The 7,603-nt window shown below is 39.5% G+C and carries 7 protein-coding genes; 1 reads left to right on the top strand and 6 read right to left on the bottom strand.

The window, feature by feature from the left end:
- Window positions 1-1,175: 1,175 nt before the first annotated feature.
- From H9630_RS18700 to H9630_RS18680, 5 genes are all read right to left on the bottom strand, one after another.
- On the bottom strand, window positions 1,176-2,342 hold the full coding sequence (locus H9630_RS18700) for a replication initiation protein (protein ID WP_191716985.1): 1,167 nt from the start codon (window positions 2,340-2,342) through the stop codon (window positions 1,176-1,178).
- A 594-nt stretch (window positions 2,343-2,936) separates the two neighbouring features.
- Window positions 2,937-3,500 carry a tyrosine-type recombinase/integrase gene (locus H9630_RS18695; protein WP_191716984.1) on the bottom strand — a complete coding sequence of 188 codons (564 nt, stop codon included), beginning with the start codon at window positions 3,498-3,500 and terminating at the stop codon, window positions 2,937-2,939.
- 297 nt (window positions 3,501-3,797) lie between these two features.
- Window positions 3,798-4,298 carry a hypothetical protein gene (locus H9630_RS18690; protein WP_191716983.1) on the bottom strand — a complete coding sequence of 167 codons (501 nt, stop codon included), beginning with the start codon at window positions 4,296-4,298 and terminating at the stop codon, window positions 3,798-3,800.
- A 610-nt stretch (window positions 4,299-4,908) separates the two neighbouring features.
- Window positions 4,909-5,322 (bottom strand): DUF4304 domain-containing protein, encoded by a 414-nt coding sequence (locus tag H9630_RS18685; RefSeq protein ID WP_084245871.1) that lies wholly within the window; start codon window positions 5,320-5,322, stop codon window positions 4,909-4,911.
- A gap of 362 nt (window positions 5,323-5,684) precedes the next feature.
- The gene (locus H9630_RS18680) at window positions 5,685-6,239 is read right to left on the bottom strand and encodes a MerR family transcriptional regulator (RefSeq protein WP_191716982.1); all 555 of its coding nucleotides are present in this window, start codon (window positions 6,237-6,239) and stop codon (window positions 5,685-5,687) included.
- Window positions 6,240-6,558: 319 nt separating this feature from the next.
- On the opposite strand from H9630_RS18680, the gene H9630_RS18675 reads away from it, so the two are divergent.
- The gene (locus tag H9630_RS18675; RefSeq protein ID WP_191716981.1) at window positions 6,559-6,876 is read left to right on the top strand and encodes a hypothetical protein; all 318 of its coding nucleotides are present in this window, start codon (window positions 6,559-6,561) and stop codon (window positions 6,874-6,876) included.
- A gap of 217 nt (window positions 6,877-7,093) precedes the next feature.
- Here the strand turns inward: H9630_RS18675 and H9630_RS18670 are convergent.
- Window positions 7,094-7,603 (bottom strand): SMI1/KNR4 family protein (locus H9630_RS18670; protein WP_225218657.1); only part of this gene is annotated, 510 nt, incomplete at its 5' end.

Below are 7,603 nucleotides of genomic sequence, written 5' to 3'. Positions count from 1 at the left end.
GCAGGGGGATTAACCATACTGGTACTCCTTGAAATTGAACCGTCGTCATAAATCAATAGCCGTTCGTTGTTGCTGTCCACCACTTGTAAAACTGCCTCTATGATTTCTTTAACGCCCACGTAATCGCTCCTTTACTAATTTTTTCACTGATCCTTTTCTTCATCGTAAATGACCTAGTTAAGTTTGGATAGGTTAATTTTTTTGCCGGTATGTTTCTAAAAATCCGAAGGCGATATTTCCCTTTTCCTCCCCAGCACCACCTCAAATTGAGGGTGGTGTATAACTGGGCACTCCGGAATTTTTACTGCTGTCGATCGCCTTAAGAATCCGTTGTTCTTTTTCTAGAAATGTTTGGTCCAGTCCAAAAACGAAATCCAAAACAACGGGATTCACGGCGAGTGCCCATTTACACGCAGTGATTTTTTTCAAAAATAACCGCGTCCTCCTGGGTTTCCTGCAGGGGCTCAAATCATGTAGAAAAATTCACAGACCCAGCAAAACAGAGAAAGAGCATAAGGAAAACGTGCCCCCATTTTCAATGGGGGACGAGGCAGAGCCTCGTGTTGGAATGGGGACACCGAAATTGCCTTTTGGCACAAGTTTGTGCCAGTTTTTTTGCTCATTGGCACAACTCTGTGCCACTTGTTTTGAATCCGTAGGGGTTCGTTTTGACTTTCAACACTTCATTTTTTCGGTGCAGTTTTTTTCAAAAAAAGAGTCGTTTTTTTATCGGTTTTTATTTTTTTCTGGTGGTCCGGCAGCCAAAAAGAGGTGCCTCCACGTGGAGGCAAATGGCTTTTTTAAGGGCCTCCACGTGGAGGCATCTAGCCCTTTTTCGTGATATCACCCAAACCCCAGGCTCCGCCTGGTCTAGCACTAAAAGTGATAGCAGTTTTCCCTTATGCTCTTCGCAATCTTTTTTCAGGATTCGTGATTTTTGTGATTGTCCACTAGCCCCTGCGGGAAACCCAAAACGACGCCGTTATTTTTGAAAAAAATCACTGCGTATAAATGGGCACTCGCCGTGAACTTTTTTCCTTCGCGTTCTCAAACCGGTTTCCGAAATGAACGGTCCGGAAAAAAAGAACGGCAATCCGAACACAAAAAAAATCATCAAAAAATCCCGACCGGACTTTCTGTTTCCAGAAAAAATCCGGTCGGGATGTTGATGTTCATTACGAAGAAGGCGTGTCTTTTTTTGAAAGCCGTTCTTTTTTTTCGGCCAACTTTTTCAGCAGCTGGTCTTTCTCTTTGGTGAGTTCGGAATTCGGTTCGGCAGCTTCTTTCGGTTCCTCTTTGGACGTGAACCACTCCGGCAATTTCTCTTGCCTTCCGATGTGACGCTCCTTCATCGGCTGCAGATCGGCGAACGTAATCTGCCCTCCGGCTTCATGAATCTCCCACGCCGAGGTGATTTTGGATTTGATAAACCCGAGGGGATTTTTGACGGTTTTTTCCTCGTTGACGTAGCGAATCAGCCATTCCAATTCCTGTTCGGCATCGTCTTGCCAGATAAGTGAAGCGCCCTGGTGCAGCTGCGCAAAGAATGCCATGTCGAACTGATACCCATCAGCCAAGGTATTTAATCGAGTACGTAATTCATCCTCTAGAGATATCGATCTAAAAGTCTCTGAGTTTTGTTTAGAACTTGGAAGTTGAATTTCCTTATCAACTGAATGGTGAATAGTAAAGCCAATTTTTTCGACTTTACGTCCCTTTTTTATTTCAGTAAATTTAATATGTAAGTCTGTTTTTTCATTGACTTCTTCAATGGCTCTTTTTAAAACCCTGTTTTTGAAATGGGTGTACCGACTATAAGTCCCTTCCTCTATCCCAAATTTAAGCTTTAATTCATCAACTGGATATTCCCACTCTCCTAGGTGTTGCCATTTTTTCATCAGCTCATATAAGCGAATTGAATAGCCACTCCCTAAAGACAATATGTTACTTAGTTTGTAAGAGGTGAATTGAGTTTTCAGTTGTAATAAGTACGGCTTTAGATACGGAGAAAAAGAAAGTTTGATTATCCCTTCTCCTTCTTTATAACGTTGACTGGCAACCCAGTTTGTTGTTATAAAACCATCTTCATCAGGTATAAAAATTGTTTTCGCTTGCAGATGTAAAGCTACTTCTTTAATTTCTTCATATTTAGCATGCCCTTTTAAACCCAGCATTTCACTGAATTCCTTTATCGAAATGCTATATTCTTTAAAATCTATATCATTTGGTTGAATCATAGAAACCATAGTGAGGATAATCTTTTGTTCTCGTGCCGATAATGGCTTCATATGCCTAGCTTCAATCAATCTATTTGATTGAGTTACAACATGATTTTCATTCAAGTTAACACCTCTTTTTTTTATTGTGTCCTTATACGACAAAATAAGCGTAACAAAACCAGTTATAATAGTAAAGGTACCGATTATTAAAAAATGTGTCCTTTTGAACCCGAAAGTGTGTCCTTTAAACCCGAAAGTGTGTCCTTTTGAACCCGAAAGTGTGTCCTTTAAACCCGAAAGTGTGTCCTTTAAACCCGAAAGTGTGTCCTTTAAGTCTTTCAAACCCAGTCATACCAAGGGCTCAGAGCCTCTCTAAAACACTTAAAACACTTAAAACAAAGTAATTAAAACACCAACAACACGCGTACGCGCGCAAAAGAGTTGGTGGTGGGGAATAAACGGGACCGAAAGTGTGGCCTTTCAAGAACCAAAACCCAAATTCAAAAAAAGACACAAAAAAACAGAGGCTCTGCGTTTCTTCTTTTCCAGATAGCAATTTAAACGCCCAGAGACCCCCTAAGAGCGATTTCTAGAAAAAAGACGAACTCAGGGAAGCAATTTGATCCAGAGACCTCAGAGACCCCTTAGAAGGCGATTTAAAGCTAAGCGAAAAAACGAACCCAATTTGCTGATTTTTTCGGCGGTTTGGGTTCGTTTTTAGAGGCGAAATGCCTTCAAATTGCTTTCAATCTGCTCGTCCGTGATGCCGATGTAGCGCAGGGTGATCTGCGGATGGGCATGGTTGAGGATGTTCTGCAGCTCGGCAATGTCCCGGAATTGCTTGTAATGCCAATACCCAAAGGTCTTGCGCAGCGTGTGCGTGCCGATGCCATCCGGCATATCGACCATCTGGGCCGCCTTGTTCAGCTGGCGGTACGCTTGGACCCGTGTGATGGGGTTTTGCCCCTTGCGGCTTGGAAACAGCCATTCTGTGCCGTTTAACGTGCCGATATAGGCATTCAGCTCGTCGTAGATGTTGCCGAGGTGAATCGTCCGCCGTTTGCCGGTCTTGCCTTCACGCAGGGACACGACTTTCTTGCCCTGAATCTCGCTCACTTTGATCTTTAACAGATCCCCGACCCGCAGTCCCGAATTGATGCCCAGGAGAAACAAAATATAATCCCGTTCGCCGCACCATTTCTTCAAACTCCATTTCATGTCTTCGATTTTTTCCAAGGACCGGATCGGCTGCACGTCTTTGATTTCATTTTGCTTACTCATGAGAGAACTCCTTTTAGTTGATGGCTGTATTTTTTTAGGTACTAATTGCCGTATGTAACGAACTACTCAAGGCATTTGGGCCAAAAGAAAAAAGAGCGTCGCCAACGAAAGACGAGCCCAGTGGAATCAACGATCTGAATGTATCTTTTTTTCGGGTAATTTCAGTTTCGTTAGTTTATCTTGAAAAGTCAATGGAACCGGGGATGTGAATGTAACTTAATTAGACATAAGTTACATTCGGATTTAAATTTTAACAACAAAAAATGCCTCTCAAAAAAGGCATTTTTTCAGCGATATTTATGACCATTTTTCTTCATCGTCTACCCATTGTTTATTCTTTAAGTCATACGATGTGCCTTCGTCGTGAAAAACAAAGTATGATGGCAAATCCAATGAAGCCCCACCTGCGGTTTCCCAGCATTGACGGAACCAATCTGCAAATACCTGTTGTTCTTGTGGAACTAACGTCTCCTCATTCTGCTCGTAAAAGTCAAAAAATGCCTCCAGCTGATCATCATTTACCTGATAATATTCCACTTCTGGCAGGACCTCTTCACTTCCAGCAAAAACTGTTTGGTCATTTCCTTCGTTGAAAACTTCATTGGCGTCTTTATCCATGGAGAACATGGTTATGGATAGTTCGAACCTGGTAGGCTCTATAGATGGGGTGAAATCTAAAAGATCTATGTCAGAAGAAAAATTGTATGTAAAAATTCTTTTCATATTTGAAACCACTAAATGAGATTCTTTCTCCAAGTTGGCTTTGATAGAACTGATATACTCATCGACTGAAAACATAAATAAACCTCCTTAAAATTGTTTAAAAGCATTGATTATGACATTGATTTACCGATTTAAACTACTAAATATCATAACACCAATAATTGGAAAGTAACTACTTATTTTATAAATATTTCAACTCTTTTAAAGGTATTAATCTCCGATAAATGAATGTAACTTAATTACTATTAAGTTACATTCACATTTAACAAAAAGTCTCGAAAAATGGTTCCTAAAGGTTAGTAACTCGGAGAGTAGATCCTGCCGGTATCTGTATCCAAGACAAAATCAACTTCTATATCCTCGGAATACGGAAGTTGATCAAAGTTATGAAGCCGGCAAAACACATTGGCAAAGTCACGAGTCTCAGAAGTTAATTGGTCTGCTTGTCGATACATCTGCCTCAGTTGCTGCATGGAACATTTTTTACCGGTCAATATGGCTTGGTTGAAGTAACCGTCAATTTCAATAATCATCATAATCACGGCTGGTTGCTAACCAGCTATATAGCTTAAATTTTCAATACTTTCCTTTTTCTTATGTTACTAGAATTAAGATAAATCAAGTACTTCGAATGTAACTTAATTGCTATTAAGTTACATTCAGTTCCTTCTTAAAAGGTTGCATTTTACTTCCACCAATTTGGATAAGACTCCCACCACTCTTCTGCCTCTTTCATAGATTCTTTGATCTGTAGAGCAACTTCATTCGTGGTATCTTCATTGAACTCGAACATGACCTTATCATGACCACCTAATCGGTGACGATGCCAACCATAAGAGGGATTTCCAATATTATAAACTTTCATCTTATTTGGTGGACGAAATTCTCCAGAAATACTTGTGAATCCTTCTGGAGGGCATTTTGAAATTTCGATATATACGACGCCTCCCCACATACTAAATTGGAACATTAATAAATCAGCACGTTCTTCCGTTTTTCGATAAAAGTGCGGAAATGATCCTTTGAATCCTTTTTCTCTTAATGCAGGAATGACTACATTTTTTAACGAAACTATCATCGCATCTCTTTCCAAAGACAAACAAATGCACCTCCAATACAACTCTAATGAGAATCCAAGGGGAATCTACATGAATGTAACTTAATTCACATTAAGTTACATTCAGATTCAGTAAAAGATTTCTACGAAGTTCTTTTTTTAACGTGCTTAGGCAAAAACAAAGAGCTACTACCCATTAATATTCCTCCCAGGACTGCAAGAAATACACCAACTATAATCCATGTTGTAGTTAAAAAAGTGGATACATAAATTCCTGTAATAAGAAATAATAAGCCTATGAACATACATGTTAGTAGCTTCCCCATCTTTTACCCTCCAATACATATTTTGAATGTAACTTAACTGCACTTAAGTTACATTCAATTCCGCTAAAACAGTACCCTTTATTTGTTCCAGATTCTGGCCCATAAACTTCGTGTGTCTTTTTTGTGTGTTACCGTTTGAGTTTCACTTTCTGGCTCCTGTGAGGACGATTCTGGCGCATCTAACTCGGATTCTTCCGGTACTGGTGTAAGTAACTGCTTCTGTTGTTCTTCCATCCGATCGATCTTTTGCTGCATTTTCTCCAGGACTTCCACAAACATAATATCCCGTTCTTTTTGGCGCTCTTCTTGTTGCTGCAACTGGGTTTTCAGCTCTTTGACTTCATTTAACGTAGCAGCTGCTATGTCGTCGCTATCGCGCTCGCGTGGCGCTACGGAGACGCTCTTTTTTAAACCACTAGAGGCTTCTATGACAGCCTCTTCAAGCGATTTCTTACCGCTATGTACTGTCGCTATGATGCCTTCAATCGCTATGCACTCGCTATCTGTGTAGAGACGGGCATTTTTATGTGTTCGTTTGAATTGAATTCCTTCCTGTTCAAGTAAAGCCGAATACTTTCGTAATGTAGAGGGTTGGATATTTAATTTGGTACTTACTTCGCTAGGAGTCATCATTAAACCATCACCACCTCTTTTTGTTTCATGTTATAAGAGTTCGATCACACTTGCATCTTCTTTTTCTATGAAGGAGCTCTAGAAAAAAAGCCAAATAGAAATGGATGAGTCGCAGCCAAAAACACCTTTAGGAATAAAAGAACGTTAGCGATTGTCAAAAATACTTTACGAACGGTTATGAAATAGCATTTTTCGCTGGGAATAAAGTAAAGGAAAATTATGTTACAATTATTGTAAACAGAAAATTCTTACTTTTAATGTACTAAATTTAAAAATAGTAGAAGTATATTAAAAATACAAAGTGAAGAGGAGATAAATTTTGAATATTTTACAGTTTTTTATCGTTCCAGTGATAGTAGTTTTAATAGTTCATGTAATCATGTCGTCTATATATAAAGACGCAGAAAAAAAGGATAAAGGATTTGTGTTTAATGGGTATAAATTGAGTTACAGAAGAAGTTTTATCCGTTCTATATGGGCAATTCCATTTATACTCTTACTGTATATTGCTATATATTGGTTTGGTGATTTAACTACAAATGAATACATTGCAATAGGAATCATTTTCATGCTCTTAGCTTTATCAGACATTGCTACCAGTTACGTCAAATGGAAAAAGAATGAAAAGAAAGCATAAATCATTTTGAAGTAATCTACTTAAAGAAGCATATGCGTTTGTAAGAGTAGTGGTTTAAAAAATCAGTTTACATATCACAGGTTATCAGAAGTAATTAAACCGAAAGAAGATGCTAACTTACTAGCATCTTCTTTCTCTTTTTTTATGGGACTTCCGATAATTCGGGATATGTAAACCTTTTTAGCCCGTGCTTTTTGAAAAATTACCTCTTAGCGGTTTATTCATCGCCCTCTAAGTAATATCGACTAGCTGCATTGTAAATCGGCCATTCCCAGAATGCAGCTCCTTGAGACACCACAAAGCGCGCCAAAAACAGGTCAAAGTTAAGGGTCAAAGCTTGAGGGCCATCATCGTTATCAATTCGGTAAAGATAATTGGGGTTTTGATTCTCAACCGCTTCCAAACTGATGGCCAAGTAGTGGTCATACATGGTCCCTATTGGCAAGAAACCAGGATACACTTCCATGTAATACATATTCTCTTTCAGTTCCTGAACAGAAAACAGCTGCAATCCGCCTCCGCCATTGCTTCCTAAATCCGTAATGTATTGATAGATCCACGCTCCATTGTATTCCAGCAGAAAAGATCGATAGTCCTTTGGCAGCCGATGCTCAATACAACTTTCAAATTCGGCGATAGCCACTTTCTCAGCAGGGGGATTAACCATACTGGTACTCCTTGAAATTGAACCGTCGTCATAAATCAATAGCCGTTCGTTGTTGCTGTC

Origin of the sequence: Planococcus wigleyi (assembly GCF_014836985.1) — a bacterium.
Lineage (GTDB): Bacteria > Bacillota > Bacilli > Bacillales_A > Planococcaceae > Planococcus > Planococcus notacanthi.
Note: the sequence above shows the minus strand (reverse complement) of the source record. Positions and strands in the feature narration are given on the sequence as shown.

Bases quoted from the DNA above. Each gene is read 5' to 3' on its own strand.
- H9630_RS18695 (WP_191716984.1), bottom strand. From the start codon at position 3,500: ATGAGTAAGCAAAATGAAATCAAAGACGTGCAGCCGATCCGGTCCTTG.
- H9630_RS18690 (WP_191716983.1), bottom strand. From the start codon at position 4,298: ATGTTTTCAGTCGATGAGTATATCAGTTCTATCAAAGCCAACTTGGAG.
- H9630_RS18680 (WP_191716982.1), bottom strand. From the start codon at position 6,239: ATGATGACTCCTAGCGAAGTAAGTACCAAATTAAATATCCAACCCTCT.